Below are 22,940 nucleotides of genomic sequence, written 5' to 3' on the forward strand. Positions count from 1 at the left end.
ACTTTCGGCGGGCGCAAGGAGAGAGGCGGAGAGAAAGGGAGAGAGAGGGGGGGGGGCAGAGAGAAAGAGGGGGAAAGGGAGAAAAGAGGAAAAGGGGAAGAGGGCAACGATTTCCTTCCTTCCTGTCACCACCTCCTCAGCGCGGGCGTCCGTGAAACGATTGCTGGTATAATCCAAGCCCAGAACGGGAAGGGAACCCATGAATTTGCTGGAACGGGTGCACGGTGCGGCCGGCATCAAAATCATCATCGGCTCGGCGTTTTTCTGGGCATGGCTCGACGCGCTGTTCATGAGCGCGTTCTTCGTGCACCCCGAAGCGGAGGGGTTCATGGCAGAGCTGGCCGCCGTGGCCGTGTTCGGGCTGAGCCTGCCGTGGCTCGTCCTCGCGCTGCTCAAACCGGCGGCCTGCAACAGCCTGCTCGGGCAGAAGCGCGTGCCGCTCGCCTTCGCCGCGCTCGGCGCCGCCGGCTCGTTGCTGTTCCTGCTGGCGGGACTCCGGCTCAACTGGATCGCCCTCGCCGCGGGCGGCGTGTGCGCCGGTGCGTTCATGGCGGCTTTCCAGCTGGCATGGGGCGCGGCGTACTGCCACGACGGCGAGCGCAGCGCCACCCCGTACGTCGCGGGCGGGTTCGCCTGCGCCATCATCATCGACACGCCCCTGCTGTTCATGATTCCCGAAGCGGCGGCCGTGTTCTCCGCCCTGCTGCCGCTCGTCTCGGGCGCGTTCTTCGTGGCGCTCGCCCCCGAGCTGCGCACCTATCGCCGCACGACGCCGCTCGACCCGCTGCCGAAGCGCGGGCTGCGCTCGCGCCTGAAGGTGCACCTCGGCACGTCGATGATGCTTTTGTGCGCCGTGGCCCTCGTCATGACCGGGTTCGGCTACCTGCAGCACCTCGTGTCGTTCTCGCCGGTGGCCAGCGACGGCTCGGCGAACGGCATCCTCGTGCAGGTGGCGCGCGGCATCACAGCCTTGCTCGTGTTCGCCATCGTCGTGGTGGGGAAACGGCGGGCGAGCACCGTGTACCGCGTGGGGCTGCTGGCTATGATCGCCGGGTTCATGATGATGGCGTTTCTGTTCGGCACCGATCTGTTCTGGGTATCGGGAGCCATCATCATCAGCGGCTACACCATCCTCGACCTGCTCATCTGGGTGGCGTTCTCGCAGATCGCCTACGCTCAATCGCGCGACCCGCTGAAAACCATCGCGCTTATGCGGCTGCTGGCGGTGCTGTGCTACGTGGTGGGCGCCCTCGTGGGCATCCTGCTCGTGGGCAACGACGAGATCATGCACGGCAACGTGGCCGCCGAAACCACCGTGGTGGGCTACCTCGTGGTCATCGCGACGGTGCTGCTGCTCAGCAGCGAGGACATGTGGATGCTGTTCGGCCGCACGCGCCCCGGCGAGCTGTCGGGCGACGAGGGCGCCAGCCAGGAAGCGCACATCGACGCCTGGTTCGACCGCATCGGGCTGACCACGCGCGAACGCGAGATCGGCGTGCTGCTGGCGTACGGCCGCACGCAGCCCTGGATTGCCGAACGGCTGAGCATTTCGGAGAACACCGTGGGCACCCACGTGCGCCACATTTACCAGAAGGCGGGCGTGCACGGCCGGCAGGAATTCATCGATTTCGTCTTCTCGCCTGATCAGAGCATGTCACCCGAGTCACGTGAGCATGTCGAATAGCTCACGGAAGACACCTGATATTGTGAAATAAGGTCATTCGCGCGTTGTGCGCCCCAGCCCCTTCCGCCACCCTGATCCCAGCGCACTTCGATGCTGCGCAGCCCGCGTTGCGGGCAGGGAGAGAACCCCGAGGGGTTCGGAGGGAAGGGTATCTACATGGATATCAATCGCAGAAATTTCTTGAAGGGTGCACTCGTCACGGGCGCCGCCGCTGCCGCGGCCGTCGCGCTTCCGGCGTGCAGCCCCGCCGCGTCGGCGGACTCGTCGTCCGACGCGAAGAGCACGTCCTCGAAGGGCGACACCGCCACGACGAAGCACTCGTGGGAAGTCGCGCCTGAGCCCATCACCGACATCGCCGAGACGAAGGACTACGACGTGGTGATCGTGGGCGCCGGCCTCGCAGGCGTCAACGCCGCCGAAGCGGCCGCACGCAACGGCGCCAAGGTGGTCGTGATCGAGCGCAACACCGGCATTTCCATCCGCGGCGTGGACGTGGGCCACATCGGCAGCCGCTTCCACAAGGAGAACGGCTTCGACCTCGATCCGCGCGTTGCCACGCGCTTCCTGCATCAGGCGTCGCACCAGACCACGAACTACGACCTCATCTACGTGTGGGCGTCGCGCTCCGGCGAGGTGTTCGACTACATCGAGGATCTCGGTTCCAAGAACGGCGTGAGCATGGTGCCCGCGCTGTCCGGCACGGCCAAGTACGGCAACTGGTCCACGCTGCCCGACCACTGGCGCGTGTATCCCGACGCCGTATCGTTCGTGCGCGGCGGCGAGACCTACGACGCCCGCGACGACGGCCAGCCGGTCAACGTGACGCTGGGCGAGCTCGTGTACGATTCCGCAACCGCCAACGGCGCCGAGTTCGTGTTCGAGGCACGCGCCGAGCAGCTGGTGGGCGACGCGGCCAGCGGCATCACGGGCGTCATCGCCACCACGAAGGACGGCAAGCACGTGCAGTACAACGCCAAGAACGGCGTCATCCTGGCCACGGGCGACATCGGCGGCAACCAGGAAATGATCGACGTGTTCTGCCCCATCTCGAACCGCTCGGACGCCAACGTGTACGCTCCGGCCGGCTTCAACAACGGCGACGGCCTGCTCATGGGCGCCTGGGCCGGCGCGGCTATCTCGAAGAGCGAAGCCGCCCCGATGATCCACCAGTTCACGCTCGACACGCTTGAGTTCAACATGACCTCGTTCATCATGAGCTGGCTGGCCGTGAACGCCAACGGCGAGCGCTACGGCGCGGAGATGCCGTTCGAGCCCATGCTGACGAACGCCCGCATGAACACACCGGGCAACGTGGCGTGGTCCGTCTTCGACAGCGACTACGAGACCTACATCATGCAGCAGCAGCCCGAGCGCTACGACCGCTTCACCGACGGCCTCGACGCCGTTATGGAGAAGTGGTTGGGCAACGGCAAGCTGATCAAGGCCGACACGCTGGACGACCTGGCCAAGCAGCTCGACATCCCGGCCGACACGTTCAAGGCCACGGTGGAGCGCTACAACAGCATGGCCGAGGCCGGCGAGGACGTCGACTTCGACGTGCCCGCGCAGTGGCTCGCGCCGGTGAAGACCGCCCCCTTCTACGCCACGAAGAACGTGTGCTCCACGCTCACCATCCCGTTCGGCCTTCACGTGAACGCCGACTCGCAGGTGCTCACCGAGGAGGACCAGCCGGTCAAGGGCCTGTTCGCCATCGGCAACGTGCAGGGCGACTTCTTCGGCAAGGACTACCCGGTGCACTGCCCCGGCGTCAGCCACGGGCGCTGCGTGACCTTCGGCCAGCTGGTTGGCGAAGCGTGCGCCCAAGGCAAGGTCATCAGCGAGATCGACTTCGCCTAAGCATCAATCCACTGACCCACGGCGGCGGGACCCCTCCCTCTTTCGCCGCCATTCGACGCAGCCGTCCCTCGGGGCGGCTGCGGTCGTTTGCGCCCCGACGCACGCGCTAGCGCTCGCGCCCGTGCTCCCGCTTGACGGCGCGCATGCGCAGGCGCACGTAGTCGGCCGTCCAGCGGCCGTCGGCGCACAGCGTCGGGCGCAACCGCTCCACGGCGTCGGCCACGATCGCATCGCGCGTCGGCCGGTCGGCGTTCACGCGCTCGAAGGGCGTCTTCACGAACATCTCGATCCAATCGCGCATGCCGTCCGCGCCCGCAAGCGGCGTCGGGCGGTCGAACAGCACCGCGTACGTCACGAGGAAGCCCGCATCCTCGAGCAGCGCGGCGTACGCGCCGACCGTCGGAAAGTAGAACGGCATCTCGTAGCGCAACCCGCGCGCGGCGAACGTCTCGGCCAGAGCTTCGTGGATGAGCGCGTTGTTGCCGAACCCGCCGCACTCGAACACGAACCGCCCGCCGTCGACGAGCGCCCGATGCACGCAGCGCGCGACCGCGGGCTGCCGCTGCGCGCTCACCCAATGGAGCGCGGCGTTCGAGAACACGGCGTCCACCTGGTGCGGCAGCGCGAAGTCGGCCGCATCGGCCTCGAAGAACGCAAGGTCGGGGTGCGCCGCGCGCGCCACGGACAGCAGCTCGGGCGACAGGTCGACGCCGCACGCCTCGCATCCTGCATCGGCCAGCGCGCGCGTCAGCACGCCGTTGCCGCAACCCAGGTCGAGCACCCGCTCGCCCGGCGCGGCGTCGAGCAGCCCCAACACGTCGCGACCGTAGTCCGCGACGAACGAGAACTCCTGCGTATACGTATCCGCATCCCACTTCATATCCAGCATTCCTTCCACTCAGCTTCCCGAACCACGAACGAATGTCCTGCTTGCCCCTTTTGCGCATGACCGCAGGGCGGGCGCCGATCGCAAGCCGCGCTTCGGCGGCGTTTCCGCGTAGCGGGCGGCCCGCGCTGCTACAACTTGACCCCTCCCCGAAATATCGCCAGCGAACAAATGTTTCACGTGAAACATCCGCCTCGCGCGCGCTCATAAGCCGCTTGCTCTACGGCCCACCCTTTCAGCGCCTCGAGCGCGGGCACCAGGTGCTCGCCGCGCGCCGACAGGCGGTACTCCACCTGCAGCGGCACGGCGTCCCGCGCGATGCGCTCCACCACGTCGTGCTGTTCGAGCTCGCGCAGGGCGCGCGTGAGCACCGTGTTCGTGATGCCGGGCAAGCAGCGTTTCAGCTCGTTGTAGCGCTTCGCCCCGCCCGCCAGCCGCCACAAAAGCGACAGCTTCCACCGCCCGCTCACGATATGGAGCGCCTCGAGCGCTGCGCACGACCCATCATACAAGCTCGCGCCCGCCATCGCGTCCCTCGCCGCATCCGCCATCGTATCCGCCTTTCCACGTGTCGCCCCGTAGGGAACATTATTGTGCGTACTTGCCCTCGCTCGCCGTTGGCGCGAAGATCGCTTCGTCTTCCGCACCCCCCCCCCGAGAAAGGAGCGCCCATGCACGCGCTCGCCCTGAACGGCAGCCCGCGCACCACGGGAAACACCGCCGCCTTGCTGCGCCACGCCCTCGACGGCGCCGCGCAGCAAGGAGCCGCAACCGAGTTCGTCAACCTGGGCAGCCTCCGCTTCGAAGGCTGTCGCAGCTGCTTCGCCTGCAAGCGGAAGGACGGCCGCTTCGTCGGTCGCTGCGCCCTGCGCGACGACGCCACCCCCGTGCTCGAGCGCGCGAGCGAGAGCGACGTCGTGCTGCTGGGATCGCCCGTCTACCTGAGTTCGCTCAGCGGCCTCATGAAGTCGTTCTTCGAGCGTCTCGTGTTCCCGAACCTCTCCTACGACGACCCCAGCCGCTCGCAGTGCCCCACGCGCATCGCCACCGGCTTCGTCTACACGATGGGCATGCCGCACGCCCTTGCCGACAAGGCCGGGTACCCGCACCTGTTCGACACCGTCAAAGGCTACCTCGAGTTGCTGCGCGGCCCTTCCGACTACGTCGTCGCCGCCGACACGTACCAGTTCGACGACTACCGGCGCTACGCCGCCTCCAACTTCGACGAAGCCCGCAAGGCCCGCGTGCGCGCCGAGCAGTTCCCCCGCGATTGCCAGGCGGCTTTCGACCTCGGCGCCCGCCTCGTCGCCCCACAACACGTCCCATCATAGCGCAGCGCGCGGTGCGGCGGGCGGGGGCGCGGCTCGTGCGGCTTTCGTGAAGACGATGGCGAATGCTCAACATCGCTTGCGCCGCGCTTCCGGTTCGCTAAACTAGTCTGACTTCGGACTAGTTTTGAAAGGATGGGACATGAGCCATTTCGAGCAGCATCTCGAAGACATGTACGAGGACTTCTTCCTCACCGACAGCCTGTACGGCGAATTCGCCAAGCGCTTCGGCGAGTCGTACACGTCGATGTCCATCCTCTACCTGCTGGGCGAGCATCCCGAGGGCATCAGCCAAAAGCAGCTGGCCCGCGAGCTGTTTCAGCCGAAGCAGACCGTCGGCTCCATCGTGAGCGGCTTCGAGAAGCGCGGCCTGGCCGACCATAAGCCCGATACCGAAGACAAGCGCAGCAAGCTGCACTTCCTCACCCCCGCCGGCACGCGCCACTGCGACGAGGTGATGGGCACGCTGCGCCGCATCGAGCTGCGCTGCGTCGAGCAGGTGGGCGCCGAGGACATGGCCCGCATGCACGACATCAGCACCCGCTACCTGACCCTGTTCAAGCAAGAACTCGACTCGTAAGGAACGTACGCCATGAGCTCTACCCCCTCCAACATCGACACCGTCCCGAACAACGCCCCCTCCCCCGACGAGCTGCCCCAAACCTCGGTGCTCGTCGTGTTCATCGGCCTCTTGGTGGCCATGACCGTCGGCGCGCTCGATCAGACCATCGTGGCCACGGCGCTCCCCACCATCGTAGGGGAGCTTGGCGGCGTGAACCATCTGCTCTGGGTGGTCACGGCCTACGTGCTGGCCGCCACCATCACCATGCCCATCTACGGCAAAATGGGCGATCTCATCGGCCGCAAGGGCCTGTTCATCGGCGCATTGGTGCTGTTCATCGTGGGATCGGTGGTGTGCGGCCTCTCCACATCCATGGGCGGGCTCATCGTCGGGCGCGCCGTGCAGGGCCTTGGCGGCGGCGGGCTCATGATCCTCTCGCAGGCAATCGTGGCCGACATCGTGCCGCCGCGCAAGCGCGCCATGTACCTGAGCGCCATGGGCATCGCCTACGCGGTGCCCATGCTTGCCGGACCGCTGCTCGGCGGCCTGTTCACCGACACCATCGGCTGGCGTTGGGCGTTTTGGATCAACGTGCCGCTCGCGCTCGTCGCCATCGGCACGGCGGTCGCGTTTCTGCCGAAGCCGCGCCGCACCGTGGAAAAAGCGCACTTCGACACCTGGGGCACGGTCACGCTCGTCGTCGCCGTCACGGCGCTCACGCTGGCCACCTCGTGGGGCGGCGTCGAATACGCCTGGGATTCCCCCGTCATCGTTGCGCTGCTGGCCACCGTCGTCGTGGCAGGCGTGCTGTTCGCGGTGGCCGAACGCCACGCGAAGGAACCGCTCATGGCGCTTTCCCTGTTCAAGAACCGCAACTTCAACATCTGCACCGTGGCCGGGTTCGTCACGACGTTCGTCATGATGGGCGTGCTCACGTACCTGCCCACCTACCTCCAAATCGTCGACGGCATGAGCGCCACGGCCGCAGGATACATGGAAGTGCCCATGAACGTGGCCTGGTTCGCCGCGTCGCTCGCTTCGGGCTACGCGGTCAGCAAGCTGGGCACGTACAAGAAGCTCATAGTGGCGAGCTTCGGCATCCTCGTCGTGGGGGTCGGGGCGCTCACGTTCATCACGTCCGGCACGCCCGTGGCGTTCATCGGTGCGCTCTTGGCCATCGTGGGCTTCGGCATCGGCTTGAACTTCGAGATCCTCGTGCTCATCGTGCAGAACGAGTTCGCCGCGTCGGACGTGGGCATGGCCACCGCGGCCACGAACTTCTTCCGCGAAGTGGGCACCACGCTGGGCACGTCCATCGTGGGCGCCCTGTTCACGAGCGGGCTGGCGCGCACGCTGACGGAGAACCTCGCGTCGGTGGGCGGCACCGACGCCCTCGGCGTGGATGCGAACTCGCTCACGCCGGCCATCGTCCATGCGCTGCCGCAGGCCGTGCGGGACGCGGTGGGCGTCGCCTACAACGACGCGCTCGTGCCTGTGTTCTGGTTCATGCTGCCGCTCGCGCTCATCGGGCTGGCGCTCCTGCTCTTCCTGCGCGAGACGCCGCTCGCCACCACCGTGGAAGATTCCGGCCGCATGAGCTGACGCCGCTCGGGATGACGGCCGACCGCGCGCTACACGAGCGCGCGGTCGGCCGCCCACATGCGGGCGTACTTGCCGCCCTGCGCCATCAGCTCGTCGTGCGTGCCCTGTTCGAGCACGCGGCCCTCTCCGATGACCGCGATGGAGTCGGCGGCGCGCACGATGGGCAGCGTGTGGGCCACCATGACCACGGTCTTTCGGTGCGCGAGCAGGTTCGCGATGGCCTCCTTCACGGCAAGCTCGTTCTCGATATCGAGCGATGCCGTGGCCTCGTCGAGCAGCACGATGGGCGCATCGCGCAGAATGGCGCGCGCGATGGACAGCCGTTGACGCTCTCCGCCGGAAAGCCTGCCGCCGTTCTCGCCGATAAGGCTGTCGTAGCCCTGCGGCATCGAACGCACGAAGCCATCGGCGTTCGCGAGCCTGCAAGCCGCCACCACCTCCTCGTCCGTCGCATCGGGGCGCGCGTAGCGCACGTTGTCCATCACCGAATCGTCGAACAGGAACACGTTCTGATCGACGATGGACATGCCCGCAAGCACGCTCTCGGGCGCGTAGCCGGCCGTGTTGGCACCGCCCACGGACACGCATCCCGCATCGGGTCGGTAGTACTGCGCGATCAGGGACAGCACCGTCGATTTGCCGCAGCCCGAATCGCCCACGAGCGCGGTCAGCCCGCCCTCCACGCACACGAGATCGAGCCCGTCGAACACGGGATTCGCGGCCTCGTAGGCGAACGAGACCTCGGAAAGCGCGATCCCCGCGCCCTGCGCCGGAAGCGGCGCCTGGCTCCCCGTCTCTTCCGGCTCGTCCACCACCGCCTGAATGCGGCGCTTCGCGATCATGAGGTTCTTGTACGCCATCAGGTCCACGAAGATGCCGGTGGTGAGCTTCAGGATGAAGATGGGAAGCATGATGATCAGGAGCATGGACACCACGTCGAGCGCGCCCGCGAGCCAGGCGCCGCCGCACACGAGCATGAGCGCGGGAAGCCCCATCCCAATGAGCGCGAACACCACGGCGCCGGGAGGCGTGACCGCCGCCTCGTAGCGGTAGGACACCTCGGAGTAGGCGCGCATGCTCGCGACGATGGCCTCGTTGTCGACGCCGCCGACACCGTAGGCGCGCAGCGTTTGCATGCCGGATACGTGCTCCACCACCTTGCTCGTGTTCGACGCCTGCACGGCGCTTTTGCGCACCCCGAACTTCCGCACCTGCCGCCACGCGTAGGCCAGCCCCGGCACGATGAGAAGGAACATGAGCGCCACAATGGCGCCCGCCGGCGGATACAGCCACGTCACGAAGCCGACGAGCATGATGCCGAGCGCGATGTTCTTCACGATGCTGCCCGTCTTGTGCGTGAGGATCTGCTCGTAATCGTTCACGTTCGACGTGAGCGCGCCCAGGTAGTCGCCGCTCGTGCGCTCGCTGAAACGCGCGAGCGGGATGCGCTTGATCTTGTCGCCGAGGTAGATGCGAATGGTGCGGCTGACCTGCGCGCCGCCGATCTGCCCCTGCACGTAGCCCCACCCGTACACCACGAGGCGCACGGCGAAGATGGCAACGAGCGCGCCCGTGAGGCCGAGCACCGCATCCAGGTTGAAGCTGTCGGCGAACACCTCCTTGATAACCAGGTAGATGAGCATGAAGTTGCAGCCGTCGAGCAAGCCCTCCACCACGGTGCACGCCACCGACGCGGCCAGCTTGCGGTTCTTCGCGAACACGTTGACCTCACGCATGGACCGCCTCCTTCCCGTCCCCGAACCCGATCTCGATGCTGCGCGCCCGGTCGTAGTCGGCCCACACGCGCCGATAGTACGGGCACTGGGCCAGCACCTCGTCGTGTTTGCCGACGCAGCTGAGCCGTCCGGCTTCGATCACGGCCACGCGGTCGCAGGTTTTGACCACGCCCAGCCGGTGCGCCACGATGATGACGGTCTTGCCCTCGCACAGGTTGCGGATGGCCGTGTCGATTTCCAGCTGGTTCTCGGGGTCGGCGGCGCTCGTCGCCTCGTCCAGCACGAGGATGGGCGCGTCCTTCAAGATGGCGCGCGCGATGGCGATACGCTGCCGCTGACCGCCCGACACGCGGTCGCCCAGCGATCCCATTTCCGTGTCGTAGCCCTGCGGCAAGCCCCTGATGAAGTCGTCGATGCAGGCGCGCCGCGCCGCCGCGCGCACCTCCTCGAGCGAGGCGCCCGAGCCCATGCGGATGTTCTCGAGGATGCTGCCGCTCGTGAGGAACGTCTTCTGGAACACCACGGCCACGTGTCGCAGCAGGTCGTCGTAGTCGAGCGCGCGCACGTCCACGCCGCCGATGCGCACCGCGCCCGCCCCCACGTCGTAGAAGCGGCTGATCAACTCGACCACCGTCGACTTGCCGGCGCCGCTCGGGCCCACCACGGCCAAACGCTCGCCCTCGCGCACCGCGAGGTCGATGCCGTGCAGCACCTCCGTTTCGCCGTCGTAGGAGAAATGCACGCCCGACAACTCGATGTCCGTACGAGGCGGAAACGGCCGTCCGCCGCCGAACACGGGAAGATCGAGCAGCCCCTGCACGCGCGCGGCACCGCTTCCCACCTCCGCGAGCTTCGTGCCGATTTCCTGCAACAGGCGTATCTCCGTGAGGTAGAGCGACCCCACGAACGCGAACAGCAGGTAGGTGGCGCCGGGGATGGCGCCCGTGGCGAACATCCAGCCGCCCAGCGGCACGAGGATGACGAGACCGCACTCGATGACCACGAGATAGGCCGCATAGCCCGGTCCGGTCTTGCGGGAGATATCGCACCAGATGGCGTGCTCGGTGTCGATGGCGTCGCGGAAGCGCGCGAACGAGGCCGACCCCATGTCGAGCGCCTTGATGACGCGCATGCCGCTCACGTACTCCACCATGACGGTGTTCATGCACGACAGCGCCGTCGTGGCGCGTTCCATGAGAGCGCCCATGCGCGAGAAGATGACGCCGAGGATGACCAGGGCGGCGGCGAACGGAACGAGCGTCGCCAACGCGAGCGGCACGTTCACCGTGCACAGGAACACGAATGCGGCAACCGGGCCGGTCAGATACATGAACGCCTCGGGGATGTTGTGCGCCAAAAACAGTTCCAGCTTCTCGACGTCCTCCACGAGCACGGTCTTGATCTGCCCGGTGCTGCGCTCGTCGAGCGCGCCGAGGGGCGCATGGGCCAGATGGTCCATCACACGGCACCGCACGTCGAACAGCGTGTTGTACGCGCCCCTGTGCGACAACACGCTCGAGGCGGCGAAGCACGCGTACTGCACGATGAAGCCCACCGCCGTGAGCAGGGCGTTGTCCCGCAGCGTCTGCATGGTGCAGGTGCCCGCGTACGCCGCCTGCATGATGTTGAACACGCCCAGGTACGCCACCATGGAAACGAGCCCCGCAACGGAAGCGCACGCCACCGAGGCGAAGAGATAGCGCTTGTTCGTCCCCGCCCATGCAAGCACGAGGGCAAACGGCCCCGGCTGCCGGACGGCGGATGCGGGCGCAGGCGCGCCGTCGCCTTCGCCGTCGAGCACTGCCGCCGCTTCGTTCGTACCGCTCATCGCACGCTCCTTGCCGTTTCCGCCGCACCCCGGTGCGGCTCCGCCGTTTCCATCAAACCTCGCAGGGCGGCGAGGTCGCCTTCCACCGCCGCTTCGGACGCGATGCGACCGTCCTCCACGAGCAGCGCGCGATCGCAGGCGCACGCGATGAATTCCAAGTCGTGCGTCACCACGAGCACCGCGCGGCCCTCGGCCGCCAACGCGCGCACAAGCTGCGCGACGGCCCGCATGCTGTCGAAGTCGAGGCCGCTCGTCGGTTCGTCGAACACGAGCAGGCGCTTGCCGCTTGCGATGCAGGCCGCTACCGCCAACCGCTGCTTCTGCCCGCCCGACAGCGTGGCCGGATGGCGCTCGGCGAACGCATCCAACCCGAGGTCGCGCAAGATGTCGCGCACCCGCTCGGCCGACGGCCGGTCGTCGCCCTCCAGGCCGAAGCCCACCTCGGCCTCCACGCTCTCGGCGAACAGCTGGTAGTTCACGTCCTGAAACACCATGGCCGCACGGCGCAGACGCTCCTTCGGCGCGCACGGCGCGCCGTCCACCAGCACGTCGCCCGCATCCTCGCGATGCAGCCCCACCGCGGTGCGGCACAGGGTGGACTTGCCCGCGCCGTTGCGCCCCACGATGGCCACCACCTCGTTCGCATGCACCGATGCCTCGACGCCGCGCAGCACCGGGCGCTTGCCGTACGACGCATGCAGGTTGCCGAGGGACAACAGGGGCGGCGCAGCGCACGCGCGCGAACTCCGCGCACGCGCATCCGGCGCCTCCGGCGCGCGCACCGTGGCCACGTCCCGCGCCCGCAGGCCGAGGGCCCGCAGCCGCGCCGCCGGCAGCGCCCGGAACTCCGCGCCGCTGAACCGCGCATCCACGCGCCCGTCGCGCAGGTACACCACCTCGTCCACCGTCTCGGCGAGCCACCACAGCCGATGCTCGGCCACAAGCACGGCCGTACCCCGCGCGCGGGCCGCGCGCAGGTAGCCGCGCAGGGCGTCGATGGCATCCCCGTCCAAGTTGCTGGTGGGCTCGTCCAGCACGAGGTTCGCCGGATGCGGCGCCCAAACGCTCGCGTAGGCGATGCGCTGCTTCTCGCCGCCCGACAAGCTGAAAATGTCGCGGTCGGCCAGGTCGCGCAGGCCCAGCTCGTCCATCGTCTCATGCACCCGGGCGCGCACGCGGTCTTCGGGCCACGCCATGCTCTCGAGCGCGAACGCAACCTCGCCCGTGGAATCGACGTTGAAGAACTGCGTGCGCGGGTTCTGGAACACCGAGCCCACGTGCGCGGCCACCTCCCAGCTGCGCAGGTCGGCCATATCCCGCCCGTCCACGAGCACGCGGCCCGACAGCGCGCCCGGGATGAACGAGGGCGCCAGCCCGTTCGCCAGCCGCGTGACCGTCGTCTTGCCGCAGCCGGACCCGCCGCACACGAGCACGCACGTTCCCGCATCCACCCGCAGGTCCACGTCGCGCACGCCCGCAGGCGCCTCGTGCGGCGCCGCCCGGCGGTACGCGAAGCTCACCTGTTGGAACTCGATCATCGCCGTCCGCCTTTCATCGCAACCCCAGCACGCCGCATGCAACCGCGCTTGCGAGCACCGCCGCGCCAGCCGCCAGAAGCAGCCCGTCCTGCACGCGGAACGCGATGTGCAGGTAGCACGTGCGCGGCGCCGGGTTCTCGATGCCGCGCGCCACCGAGGCCATCGACAGCTCGTCGGCCACGTTCGAAGCGCTCATCAGCAGCGGCACGTAGAGGCACTCCACCGTCATCGCCGGTCGGCGCAGGAACCCCGCGAGGCTGGGCGTCACGCCGCGCATGCGCATGGCGTCCTTGATGAAGCGCCAGTCCTCGCGAATGGCCGGCACGTAGCGCAGCATCACCGCCAGCGGGATGGTGAGCGCCAGCGGGGCGCGCATGCGCGCGAGCGCGCTCATGAACTCGTTCACGTGGGTCGTCGTCACGATGATCGCCGCCAGCAAACCGCACGGGAACACCTTGCGCACCAGCATGAAGAACGACGACAGCATGGTTTTGAGAACGCCGGCATCCATCTGGGCCGTCGCCATCATGAGCGCCATCATGGCCGCGTAGAGCGCCAGCATGCCCAGCGCGAGGCGCCCCCGGCCGCTCGCGAAACCGAACGCCGCCGCCAGCAGCATCATGAGCACCTCGAACCACAGCCCCGGCGAAAGGAACACCGCCACGGCCCACAGCAGCAGCAACGCGAGCTTCGTGCGCGGATCGGGATGGAAGCGGCGCGCGGGAGCTTCCGCGCGCCAGCCGCCCGCAGCCACGGCGCAAACCTCGTCCGTCATGCCGTGACGCCCGCGCGCTCGAACTGCTTCCTCAGCAACCTGCGGCCCACCAGCGCGCTCGCCAGCGCGCAAACCAGCGTGAGCGCGATCATCGCGGGCAGCACCCAGTCCGCGCCGGTTGCCAGCATCGTGTCCAGGTACGCTTGCTCGGTGCCCTTGCCGGTGAGGTACGACGCATAGCCCGACGGGTCCAACCACAGCATCATGTACGAGCCCATGGGGTTGAGCGAGAACACGAGGAAGCTGATCACGTTGAGCTTCACGTTGCGGAACCCGCCCGCGCCGGCAACGAGGTCGCCCACCACGCCCAGCACCACGAGGAACACCGACCAGAGCCAGTACATGCCCGTCACGAACATGATGAGCGCCTCCACCACGCCCAGGATGATGATGGGTCCGTGCTTCGGCACCTTCGCGATGAGCAGCAGGTACACCGGTCCCGTCAAGAGCGCGGCACCCGCCGGCATGAGGAACGTCAGCACGGGATTCGGCGCGAACAGCATGCTTCCCACCATCATGAAGACGAAGTACAGCGCGATGAACACGCCGCACGTCACCAGATCCCGCACGCTCAAGCCACGTGTATCGTCGGATCGCATTCCGCTTTGCATGGCGAACCCTTCCTTTCTCGCACTGAAACGGCCGATCTCTCCCCTCGTGCCGCGCGGGACCCGCCCCGAGCCCTCACCCCATGCACGAAGAAAGGTAGCCTTGGTTAACAATGCGGTATACTAGGGCTGCGAGGCCGATTCCACCCGCTTCGGCACCGCAGCGCGTCCGAACGTCGCACCGCGCCGTCCGATCGTCGCACCGCACGAAAACAGCCCGTCGAAGAAGCGAGGGAGGCACGGCCCACCATGCTCGATGCTCAGCGAAATACGGAAGAACCGCGAGAATCCGGACGTCCCCTCGACGCAGACGCGCAGCGTCCGCGCATCCATCGCGTCGAAAAGGGATGCATGGTCATGGAGCGGGGAGGCGGCATCGCGCGGGCCTCGTTCGACAGCGCGAAGCGTGCGCCCGTCGGCGATGGTGCAAGCCCGTCGCCCGAGGCGGGCATCCATGCCCCGCACCTCGCCGCGCTCGATTTCGCGGAGGTGGAGCCGCCCGAGGGGTTCTGCCCGCTGTGGCACTCGTTCCGCTCGGACGTCGGGCAGACGGTCGGGCACTTCCACGTGCTTGCGCCCGACGAGCGATGGTCGATCACCATCCACGACTTCACCCTGCCCAGCGACACACTCCTCGACTTCAAACTGCCCGAGTACCTGAGCGTGGCCTGGCACGACTCCATATCGGGCGAGCAGTTCACCCCGTACGCCAAGCTGCGGGCGAACAGCATGTGGGGCTTTTGCAGCGACGAGGGCGGCTGGCGCGGCCTCGTCCACGGCCACGTCCCCATCCGCACGGTGTCCATCGAGGTTCGCCCGGAGCTGTCGCGCGCCTACCTCGCGCGCGAGTACGACGGCCAGTTCGAACGCGTGCGCGATGCCTATGCCGCGCTCAACGACGGCACCGACATACCCGAGCTGCGCGCCCTGCTCGCCGGGCTGTGGCCGAAGCCCGGCGACGAGAACCGCAGCCGCCCGTACTACGAGGGCAAGGTGTTCGAGGCCCTCGGGCTCATCGTCGAGCGGACCCGCGCATGCCCGCGCGCAACCGCCCGCGCGGTGTCGCCCGGCGACCGCGAGCGCATCCGCTCGGTGGCCGCCTACGTGGACGACCACTGCTCGAGCACGCTCAAGGTGGCCGATCTCGCCCGCGCCGCGTGCATGAGCCCCACGAAGTTCAAGGAATGCTTCAAAGCCGTCACGGGCTCGACGCTCACGCAGTACGTGCAGGGCCGCCGCATCAGCCAGGCCGAGCTGCTGCTGCGCCAGCCCGACCTGTCCATCGAGCAGGTGGCGCGCGCCGTGGGATACGCGTGCGCGAGCCGCTTCTCCGAGCTGTTCCGCCGCGAAACGGGGCTCCTGCCCAGCGAGTACCGCGCCGGAACGGGCCGCTCGTAGGCTCCGCGCGCCCCTTACGCTCCGCGGCGGGATGGGGCACGCCGTGCGCCGGGTCGCCCTACCCTGCCGCGGGCAGCTCCATGCGGAAGCGCAGCCAGGAGGCACCTTCGCGCTTGTCGAGCTGCGCTTCCAGGGTGCCGCCCATCTGCTCGACGAGCGAGCGCGCGATGGCCAGGCCGAGGCCCGAGCTCTCCGTCGACCGCGCGGCATCGGCGGTGTAGAACGGCTCGAACAGCCGCCCCACCTCGAAGGCGGTCAGCCCGTCGACGTCGTTCGCGCAGGTCACCACCACGCTGCGGCCCTCGTCCGCAACCGCGGCCTCCACCTCGAACGCCGAGCGCGCGTACTTCCCCGCGTTGTGCACGAGGTTCTCCATGACGCGCTCGAGGGCATGCGCGTCGCCCCACACGGGCAGCGGCCGCTCGGGCAGGCGCAGCTCCACGCGCAGCCCGCGCTGCTCCAGCAGGCGGTACTGCCCCGTCACGGCCTCGCGCGCTGCGCGGCCCGCGTCCACCTTCGCCCGCTCGAGCTGCGCGCCCGCGCCCTGCACCTGCGACAACTCGTAGAACGACGCGATGAGCCGCTGCAGCGCGTCGGCCTTGCGGCGCACGGTGACAAGCGACGCGCGCGTTTCGTCGTCGAGTTCCGCCTCGTCCACGAGCGCCAGGTAGCCCACGATGGCGGTGAGCGGCGTGCGCAGGTCGTGACTCATGCTTTCTATCTGGGTTTTCAGCTGCGCCTCGCGCCGGGCGTACGTCACCGCCTGGCGCCGGATGCCCTCGAGCGCCCGGTTGACGGTGCCCAGCAGCGCCTCGAGCTCGGCGCTCGGCTGCGGAAGCTTCACGATGCGGCTGTCCTCGAGATGCTCCACGATTTCGCCCAGCTCGTCGTTCACCTGGCGAAGCGAGCGCTTCAACAGCGCCAGGCGCGCAACGAACCATACCGCCGCCGCCAGCGCAAGCGCGAACAATCCCGCGAACACCATCGTCATGCTTCGCTCCCTCGCCCTCGCTACAGTTCCGTCTTGCCCGCGCGCCACAACCCCACGGCACCGAACAGCGCGATGCCGACAAACCCCGAGATGAGGCACTTCGCCAGGCCGGCGGGGGTGTTCCACAGGAATTCGGCCACACCGCTCTGGTTGATGGCCACCTCGTGCTGGAAGAAATTCGCAGGCAGCCAGCTGGCCACGGCGCCCACCGGCTCCACGACCATGCCCACCATGTGCAGCACCATCGGGATGACGCTGACCACCGCGAGCCACACCAAGAATCCTGCCGTGGATTTCGGCAGCGTCGCGCACACGGCCGCGGCCAGCACGATGCACGCCACGGTGAACGGCAGGGCAGCGCCGATGCCCTGCAGCAGGTAGCCCACCGCTTCGAGCCCCGGCCCTTCCAGCAGCACCAGCGCGCTGCCGACGTACATGATCAGGATAACCGCCATGCTGATCAGGCCCAGCGCCGTTGACACGAGGCACTTCCCCACGAACAGGTCGCGCCGCGACAGGCCGTGCGCGATGGCGTTCTTGAACGTGCCGTCTTTGCGATCGTCGGCGAACAGTATCCACACGAGCAACCCCGCCATGAAGAACAAGAGGCTCAACGACGAGATGAGGTTGCTCAACGAGAACCGCACGGTGGCGTACGGGAAGTTCGGATCGGAAGCACCCACGCTGACCAGCAGCAGGTTCGCCGCCAGCACAAGGGCGCACAGCACGCCGGTGAACACGTAGAATTCTCGGCCGTGCACGATGCGGTACCACTCGCTTCTCATATAGTTCAGCATCATGCGGCCCCCTTCTCCTTCAAATCGAAATAGTACTGCTCAAGCGACATCCGCCGCCGCTCGAGCTTGACGATGCCCAATCCGTGCGCGCTCGCGAGGCCGCTGTAGGCCTCGATATCGAGCTGCGGGTCGAGGACGCGCACCGCGCCGTCGGGCAGCACCTGATAGCGCGCATGATGCAGCTCCTGCTCGAGCAGCACGACGTAGCGCGCGGGGTCCGACACGGCGATGTCGATGCAGTCGGCGCATCGCGCGCGCAGCACCTCGGCGCTCACCTGCTCCATGAGCCGCCCGCGCCGCAGAAACGCGTACTCGGTGGCCACCTGCTCGAGCTCGGCGAGGTGATGGCTCGACAGCACCACGGTGACGCCTCTTTCGCGGTTGAGCCGCTGCAGCAGGTCGCGCATCTCCACGATGCCGCTCGGGTCGAGGCCGCTCGTCGGCTCGTCGAGCACGAGCACCTCCGGCTCGCCCATGAGCGCCATGGCCAGCCCCAGACGCTGCTTCATGCCCATGGACAGGTCCTTCGCGCGCCGCTTTCTCGCATGCTCCAGCTCCACCGTCTCCAGCAGCGCGCCCACCTTGTCAGCGCCCGGCACGCCCTTCTGAATGCGGCAGCACTCGAGGTTCTTCTCCACGCTCAAGGAGGGATAGAATCCGGGCTGCTCGATCATCGAGCCGATGCGCGCCCGCTGCCGCTCGAGGGCGGCCTGCCCGTGCGCGTCGAACAGCCGCACTTCGCCCGCCGTGGGAAACGCGAGGCCGCTCAGCAGCTTGAACAGCGTCGACTTCCCCGCGCCGTTGTCGCCCACCACGCCGAATATCTCGCCGCGCCGCACCGAGATGCTCACGTCGTCGAGGGCGGCAAACCCGCCGTAGCGCTTTGCGAGCCCCCTCGTTTCGATTACCGTATCCATTGAAGCCGCTCTCCCTTTCGCTCGTACGTCGATCGCTTCGGGGAGAAGAATACGATGCCGTCCAAACATAAGTCCTCAAGAAAGGTTAAGGAAAGCGTAAAGGCCGCGGGTCCGCTCGCGCGCCGCCCCTCGCGCATCATGCCAGCTTGAAGCCGATGCCCCACACCGTCTTGATGTAGTCGGCGTCCGCGTCCACCGCCGCCAGCTTCTTGCGGATGTTGCTCACGTGCACGTTCACGGCGTTCTGCTCGCCGTAGTAGCCGCTCTTCCACACCAGCTCGTACAGCAATTCGCGCGAGAACACCCGGTCGGGCGCCTGCATCAGCACGTGCAGGATGTCGAACTCGTGCGCCGTGAGCGCCACCTCCGCGCCCTTGAGCGCGACGCGGCGGCGGGCCACGTCGAGGTGCAGGTCGCGATGGTCGTACGCTTCGCCGTCGGCTTCCGGGGCCCCGGCGCCCCTGCCGTCGCAGCGGCGCAGCACCGCGTGCATGCGCGCGGCCACCTCGTGCGCGTCGAACGGCTTCGTCACGTAGTCGTCGGCACCCAAGGTGAGCAGGTCCACCTTGTCGGCCGCGCCCGCCTTCGCCGACACGACGATCACCGGCACGCTCGAGCGCAGCTCGTCGCGTACGAGCGCGATGAGGGCCGCGCCGTCCATGCCGGGCAGCATCACGTCGAGCAGCACGAGGTCGAACGCCGCGTGCTCCAGCTGCAGCCGCGCCTCGGTGCCCGAGTAGGCCTGCACGGGGCGATACCCTTCGCGCTCGGCGATCTTCGCCAGCAGCGCATTGATATCGGGGTCGTCCTCCACAACGAGGACCCTGCGCGCGTCCATGAATGCTCCTTTCGTCGACCTTCCCAGCATACCGGAAAGACGAAGCGCGGGCCACGGGAGCCTGGCCGTTGCGCTATCATGGCCCCCTACCGCACGAAAGGAGCTGCCCCATGACGAACGACGACCGCCGCCCCCTCCCGCTGCCCGACCGCGAGGAGCTCGAGCGGCGCGCGCTTGAGCTGCACGGCAAGAAGTACAACTGCGCCCAGTCGGTGGCCTGCACGTTCGCGCCCTTCGTCGGCGCCGACGAGGATGCGTGCTTCCGCGCCACCGAAGGGCTCGGGGCGGGCATGGGCGGCTTCACCGAAACCTGCGGAGCCGTGACCGGCGCGGCCGTGGTCATCGGCATGGCGAACAGCTCGGGCAAGGACGACCCCACGAGCAAGGCGCGCACGTACCGCATCGTGCGGAAACTGGCCGGCGACTTCCGCACGCTCAACGGCTCGACCGTCTGCTCCACGCTCAAGGGCATCGAAACCAAGCAGCCCCTGCGCAGCTGCAACGGCTGCATTGCCGACGCCATCGACCTCACCGCCGACGCCCTCCAGCAGCTGCGCGCCTAGCGGACGAGCTCACCGAGAAGAGCGGCTTTCCGGATCATCGGCGGCTTTTTGGAGTTGGACGACTGCGACGAATGCACTATGATGCTTCTTGTTCGCTTTGGTTAACTTTGCTCCGGAGCCTTGCCACAGCGGGACCGAAACCCACTTCGTCTGGAAAGGCCGCATCATGGAACCACAAACCTCCCCCGCCGTCGGGCGGGCCGCCGGCGCACGTCTCGGCGGCAAGGACTTCATCAACATCGGCATATTCACCGCCATCTACTTCGTCATCGTGTTCGCGGTGGCCTGCCTCGGCTTCGTCCCCCTGCTCATGGCACTCATCTGCGGCATCGTGCCGCTCGTGGCAGGCATCCCCTACATGCTCTACCTCACCCGCGTGAAGAAGTTCGGCATGATCACCATCATGGGACTGCTCATCGGCATCATCATGTTCGTCACGGGCATGGGGTATTTCAGCATTCTCACCGGCCTCGTGTTCGGGCTGCTGGCCGACCTCGTCGCCCGCAGGGGCTCGTACGCGAGCGCCAAGATGAGCGTGCTGTCGCACGGCGTGTTCAGCTGCTGGATCGTGGGCAACTTCCTGCCCATGCTGCTGACGGCCGACAGCTATTACGCCACGATGCGCGTGCAATACGGCGATGCCTACGTCAACGAGCTGATGAGCTACCTGCAGCCATGGGCCTACCCGCTCATGCTTGCGGCCGCGTTCATCACGGGCATCATCGGCGGTTACATCGGCCTCAAGGTGCTGAAGAAGCACTTCAAGCGCGCAGGCATCGCGTAGGCGCGCGCCATGGAACTCCTGCAAACCGGCGCCGTCGAACGAACGGTGCGCCTCGACCCCCGCACGAAGCTCGTCTTGCTCGTGTCCGTTTCCACCGTGCTGCTGATCGGCGGAAACGGGACGATCATGGACGCCGCCCGCACGATCATGCTGCTGGCGCCGTTCGGCCTGCTGGCCGTGTCGGGCCGACGGGGGGCGGCCGCCGCGCTGCTGGCGGCCTACGCGGGCGCGCAGGCGCTGAGCGCGCTTGTCGTGCCCAACGTCGACGGGCCGCTCAACTTCCTCATCGTGGCTTCGTGCATGATAGCCGCGCGCTTTCTGCCCACCATCGCCACGGCGTACTTCGTGTTCGCCACCACCACGGTGTCGGAGTTCATGGCGGCCGCCGAACGCGTGCACGCCCCTCAATGGCTCGTCATCCCGCTGTCGGTGCTGTTCCGCTTCTTCCCCACTCTCGGGGTAGAAGCGCGCGCCATCGGCAGCGCCATGCGCATGCGCGGGTTGCGCGTGGGCAGCGCAGGGCCCGTCAAGCTGGTCGAATGCCGTCTCGTGCCGCTCATCACCTGCGCGGTGCAGATCGGCGAGGATCTGTCGGCCGCCTCGCTCACGCGGGGGCTCGGCGCGCCCGTGCGGCGGACGAACGTCTGCGAGATCGGGTTCGGGCCGGCCGATGCGGCAGTGCTGGCAACGTGCGCCGCCTGCTTGGCGGTGCTGGCCGCAAGCAGCCTCGGATGGACGGTGGGATAGATGCGCGACCAAGCGGAATCGAGACCCGTGCTCGCCTTGGAACACGTCTCATTCTCCTACGCGAGCGGGCGGGCCGGAGCGGGCGTGCGAGACGTCTCGCTGCGGGTGCATGCGGGCGAGGTCGTGCTGCTCTGCGGGCCATCGGGCTGCGGGAAAACCACCGTCACACGCCTGGCGAACGGCCTCGCGCCCGCCTACTACGAGGGTGCGCCCGACGGGAGCATAACCGTCTGCGGGCGCGACGTTTCCACCGCGCCGCTCTACGAGACCGCGCGCTCGGTGGGGTCGGTGTTCCAGAATCCGAAGTCCCAGTTCTTCAGCGTGGACGTGAAGGGCGAGCTGGCATTCGGATGCGAGAACCAGGGCATGGAACGGAGCGAGGTCGAGCGGCGCGTGGCAGCGGCCGCGCGAGCGTTCGACCTTGAGCCGTTCGTCGGACGGAGCCTGTTCGACCTCTCGGGCGGGCAGAAGCAGCGCATCGCCTGCGCGAGCGCAACGGCTGCCGGGCCGACGCTCGTCGTGCTCGACGAGCCTTCGTCGAACCTCGATTTCCCTTCGATAGCGCATGTGCGCGCCGCCATCGAGCGCTGGAAGGACGAAGGGCGGGCGGTGCTCGTGGCCGAGCACCGGCTGCACTACCTGGCCGACCTCGCCGACCGCGTCCACTACCTGCGCGACGGAGCGATCGAGCGCACCTGGACGGGCACGGAATTCCGCGCGCTCGGGACGGGCGAACTGGCCGCGCTCGGGCTGCGGGCGCTCGGGCTGGACGACGCGTTCGCAGCCCAGACGAGCCGGAGGGGCGAGGAAGCGGGCGGCCCGCAGCTCGAGCTGGACGACTTCTCCTTCGCCTATCGCCGCGGCGCGCGCGGGCACCATGCCCTCGACATTGCGCACGCTTCGCTGCCGCGCCACGCGGTGACGGCCGTGATCGGCGCGAACGGCGCCGGCAAGTCGACGTTCGCCGCCGCGCTCTGCGGTCTCAACCGCTGCGCGGGCACGTTGTCGATCGACGGAAAGGTTCTCAAGCGCCGGGCGCGCACGGAAAGCTGCTTCGAGGTCATGCAAGAGGTGAACCACCAGCTGTTCGCGGAAAGCGTGCTCGACGAAGTGCTGCTCAGCATGGCCGCGCCCGACGAAGCCGAGGCGCATCGCCTGCTGGCCGCGCTCGATTTGGACGAGCGGGCCGACGATCATCCGCTCGCGCTCTCGGGCGGCCAGAAGCAGCGGGCATGCATCGCGTCGGCCCTGGCCAGCAAGCGCGACCTCATCGTGTACGACGAGCCGACGAGCGGGCTCGACCTCCACCACATGCTGCAGGTTGCCCGCATGATCGCCCGCGTGCGCGAACAGGGCGCCGCCCAGCTCGTCATCACCCACGACCCCGAATTCATCCTCGCATGCTGCACCTGGGTCGTGCGCCTCGATCAGGGGCGTATCGTGGAATCCTACCCGCTCGACCACGCGGGCGTGCGCACGCTGCACGCGTTCTTCGCATAGA

General features: G+C 67.9%; 21 protein-coding genes. 10 read left to right on the forward strand and 11 right to left on the reverse strand.

What is annotated here, in order from left to right; translation table 11 throughout:
* Positions 1–199: 199 nt before the first annotated feature.
* Positions 200–1,684: a helix-turn-helix domain-containing protein gene (locus C1876_RS12365; protein ID WP_114547031.1), complete on the forward strand. Its 1,485-nt coding sequence runs from the start codon at positions 200–202 to the stop codon at positions 1,682–1,684.
* Positions 1,685–1,840: 156 nt separating this feature from the next.
* Entirely contained in the window at positions 1,841–3,541 is a 1,701-nt protein-coding gene (locus C1876_RS12370) for an FAD-dependent oxidoreductase (RefSeq protein WP_114547032.1), read from the forward strand.
* A 106-nt stretch (positions 3,542–3,647) separates the two neighbouring features.
* On the opposite strand, the gene C1876_RS12375 is transcribed toward C1876_RS12370, so the two are convergent.
* Together C1876_RS12375 and C1876_RS12380 are read right to left on the reverse strand one after the other, a co-directional pair.
* Complete coding sequence (locus C1876_RS12375; protein WP_211309547.1) at positions 3,648–4,421, reverse strand: class I SAM-dependent methyltransferase; 774 nt, start codon at positions 4,419–4,421, stop codon at positions 3,648–3,650.
* Between the two features lie 182 nt (positions 4,422–4,603).
* Positions 4,604–4,978 (reverse strand): winged helix-turn-helix transcriptional regulator, encoded by a 375-nt coding sequence (locus C1876_RS12380; RefSeq protein WP_244910141.1) that lies wholly within the window; start codon positions 4,976–4,978, stop codon positions 4,604–4,606.
* 120 nt (positions 4,979–5,098) lie between these two features.
* On the opposite strand from C1876_RS12380, the gene C1876_RS12385 reads away from it, so the two are divergent.
* The 3 genes from C1876_RS12385 (at position 5,099) to C1876_RS12395 (ending at position 7,919) form a co-directional block, all read left to right on the forward strand.
* On the forward strand, positions 5,099–5,758 hold the full coding sequence (locus C1876_RS12385) for a flavodoxin family protein (protein ID WP_114547033.1): 660 nt from the start codon (positions 5,099–5,101) through the stop codon (positions 5,756–5,758).
* Between the two features lie 139 nt (positions 5,759–5,897).
* Positions 5,898–6,335, forward strand: a complete 438-nt coding sequence (locus C1876_RS12390; protein WP_114547034.1) for a MarR family winged helix-turn-helix transcriptional regulator — start codon at positions 5,898–5,900, stop codon at positions 6,333–6,335.
* A gap of 12 nt (positions 6,336–6,347) precedes the next feature.
* Positions 6,348–7,919 (forward strand): MDR family MFS transporter, encoded by a 1,572-nt coding sequence (locus tag C1876_RS12395; RefSeq protein ID WP_114547035.1) that lies wholly within the window; start codon positions 6,348–6,350, stop codon positions 7,917–7,919.
* A gap of 29 nt (positions 7,920–7,948) precedes the next feature.
* Here C1876_RS12395 and C1876_RS18215 read toward each other — a convergent pair whose 3' ends face one another.
* From C1876_RS18215 to C1876_RS12420, 5 genes are read right to left on the reverse strand one after another with little or no spacing between them, the layout of a single operon-like run.
* Entirely contained in the window at positions 7,949–9,655 is a 1,707-nt protein-coding gene (locus C1876_RS18215) for an ABC transporter ATP-binding protein (RefSeq protein ID WP_114547036.1), read from the reverse strand.
* A complete protein-coding gene (locus C1876_RS18220; protein WP_114547037.1) occupies positions 9,648–11,483 on the reverse strand; it encodes an ABC transporter ATP-binding protein in 1,836 nt (611 codons plus the stop codon). Before C1876_RS18220 ends, C1876_RS18215 begins: the two co-directional genes overlap by 8 nt.
* Positions 11,480–13,021, reverse strand: a complete 1,542-nt coding sequence (locus tag C1876_RS12410) for an ABC transporter ATP-binding protein (RefSeq protein ID WP_114547038.1) — start codon at positions 13,019–13,021, stop codon at positions 11,480–11,482. Before C1876_RS12410 ends, C1876_RS18220 begins: the two co-directional genes overlap by 4 nt.
* A 13-nt stretch (positions 13,022–13,034) precedes the next feature.
* Positions 13,035–13,796 carry an energy-coupling factor transporter transmembrane component T gene (locus tag C1876_RS12415; protein ID WP_114547039.1) on the reverse strand — a complete coding sequence of 254 codons (762 nt, stop codon included), beginning with the start codon at positions 13,794–13,796 and terminating at the stop codon, positions 13,035–13,037.
* Positions 13,793–14,407 carry an MptD family putative ECF transporter S component gene (locus tag C1876_RS12420; RefSeq protein WP_114547040.1) on the reverse strand — a complete coding sequence of 205 codons (615 nt, stop codon included), beginning with the start codon at positions 14,405–14,407 and terminating at the stop codon, positions 13,793–13,795. The genes C1876_RS12415 and C1876_RS12420 overlap by 4 nt, the downstream gene beginning before the upstream one ends.
* A 354-nt stretch (positions 14,408–14,761) precedes the next feature.
* Here C1876_RS12420 and C1876_RS12425 point away from each other — a divergent pair, with 354 nt between their 5' ends.
* Complete coding sequence (locus C1876_RS12425; protein WP_114547041.1) at positions 14,762–15,802, forward strand: AraC family transcriptional regulator; 1,041 nt, start codon at positions 14,762–14,764, stop codon at positions 15,800–15,802.
* Positions 15,803–15,860: 58 nt separating this feature from the next.
* Here the strand turns inward: C1876_RS12425 and C1876_RS12430 are convergent, their stop codons facing one another.
* The 4 genes from C1876_RS12430 to C1876_RS12445 all read right to left on the reverse strand — a co-directional run bounded on the left by C1876_RS12430 (position 15,861) and on the right by C1876_RS12445 (position 19,345).
* Positions 15,861–16,793: a sensor histidine kinase gene (locus C1876_RS12430; RefSeq protein ID WP_114547042.1), complete on the reverse strand. Its 933-nt coding sequence runs from the start codon at positions 16,791–16,793 to the stop codon at positions 15,861–15,863.
* Positions 16,794–16,813: 20 nt separating this feature from the next.
* Positions 16,814–17,593, reverse strand: coding sequence for an ABC transporter permease (locus tag C1876_RS12435; RefSeq protein ID WP_114547043.1), 780 nt, complete (start codon positions 17,591–17,593; stop codon positions 16,814–16,816).
* Complete coding sequence (locus tag C1876_RS12440) at positions 17,590–18,507, reverse strand: ABC transporter ATP-binding protein (RefSeq protein WP_114547044.1); 918 nt, start codon at positions 18,505–18,507, stop codon at positions 17,590–17,592. The genes C1876_RS12435 and C1876_RS12440 overlap by 4 nt, the downstream gene beginning before the upstream one ends.
* A 136-nt stretch (positions 18,508–18,643) precedes the next feature.
* On the reverse strand, positions 18,644–19,345 hold the full coding sequence (locus tag C1876_RS12445; protein WP_114547045.1) for a response regulator transcription factor: 702 nt from the start codon (positions 19,343–19,345) through the stop codon (positions 18,644–18,646).
* 110 nt (positions 19,346–19,455) lie between these two features.
* On the opposite strand from C1876_RS12445, the gene C1876_RS12450 reads away from it, so the two are divergent.
* From C1876_RS12450 to C1876_RS12465, 4 genes are all read left to right on the forward strand, one after another.
* Positions 19,456–19,908 carry a C-GCAxxG-C-C family protein gene (locus C1876_RS12450; protein ID WP_114547046.1) on the forward strand — a complete coding sequence of 151 codons (453 nt, stop codon included), beginning with the start codon at positions 19,456–19,458 and terminating at the stop codon, positions 19,906–19,908.
* A 166-nt stretch (positions 19,909–20,074) separates the two neighbouring features.
* A complete protein-coding gene (locus C1876_RS12455; protein ID WP_114547047.1) occupies positions 20,075–20,692 on the forward strand; it encodes an MptD family putative ECF transporter S component in 618 nt (205 codons plus the stop codon).
* Between the two features lie 9 nt (positions 20,693–20,701).
* On the forward strand, positions 20,702–21,439 hold the full coding sequence (locus C1876_RS12460; protein WP_114547048.1) for an energy-coupling factor transporter transmembrane component T: 738 nt from the start codon (positions 20,702–20,704) through the stop codon (positions 21,437–21,439).
* Entirely contained in the window at positions 21,440–22,939 is a 1,500-nt protein-coding gene (locus C1876_RS12465; RefSeq protein ID WP_244910142.1) for an ABC transporter ATP-binding protein, read from the forward strand.
* Position 22,940 lies beyond the last annotated feature (1 nt).

It is taken from the genome of Eggerthella sinensis, assembly GCF_003339815.1.
Lineage (GTDB): Bacteria > Actinomycetota > Coriobacteriia > Coriobacteriales > Eggerthellaceae > Eggerthella > Eggerthella sinensis.